The organism is Roseateles sp. P5_E11 (genome assembly GCF_054049355.1).
The window spans coordinates 1-827 of record NZ_JBFUMO010001119.1 but is presented as its reverse complement, the minus strand read 5'-3'; the positions used below and the strand labels follow the sequence as shown (position 1 = coordinate 827).

General features: G+C 65.5%; 1 protein-coding gene. It reads left to right on the top strand.

All coding sequences use genetic code 11. The annotated features are described in order from the left end of the window. Positions 1-827, top strand: an 827-nt coding sequence (locus ACXJKR_RS33810) for a polysaccharide biosynthesis protein (protein WP_457326585.1), incomplete at both ends; no start/stop codon positions are given.

Here is an 827-nt window from a genome sequence, read left to right as displayed (position 1 = left end):
GCATCCGCTGTTCACGCTGATGCTGCTGGCCATGATGCGCATGGGCTACCGCATGCTCTACGAGCACATGCGCAGCCGCATCAGTGGCAGCGCCCAGGAGCTGCGCCGGGCCCTGGTGATGGGTGCGGGCGACGCGGGCCGCCTGCTGGTGGCGGGCATCCAGCACAGCCAGGGTTGGGTGGTGGTGGGGTTTCTGGATGACGATCCGGCTAAGTTGGGGGGGCGGGTGGCGGGGCTGCCGGTACTGGGTGAGTTGACACAGGTGCGGCGGTTTGCCGAACTGCACGGTGTCACCTACCTGATCGTGGCCATGCCTGCGGCTTCGCTCAAGCAACGCCGTCGAGCGCTGGACCTCGCCGGTGCCACCGGATTCCCTGTATTGACCGTGCCCACCAGCACAGAGCTGCTGGCTGGTCGGCGCGTCAATGAGGTGCGCGACATTGAACCCGAGGATTTGCTCGGCCGCGAACCGGTGGAATTGGACGAAGGCGGCATCAGCGAAGCGCTGGGAGGCAAGGTCGTGCTGGTCACCGGCGCGGGAGGCAGCATCGGCAGCGAACTCTGCCGCCAGGTAGCGCGTTACCACCCTCGCCAGCTCGTGCTCTACGAGCAAAGCGAATTCGCTCTATATCAGATCGAACAGGAACTCAGCGAACAGTTCCCGCACCTGGCGCTGGTGCGGCTGATTGGCGACGTGAAGGATCTGGACCGATTGCGCGTCACGTTCGCCGCGCACCATCCCCAGGTGGTGTTCCACGCGGCGGCCTACAAGCACGTTCCGTTGATGGAGGTGGGCAACGCCGCGGCCTGCCTGCGCAACAATGTGC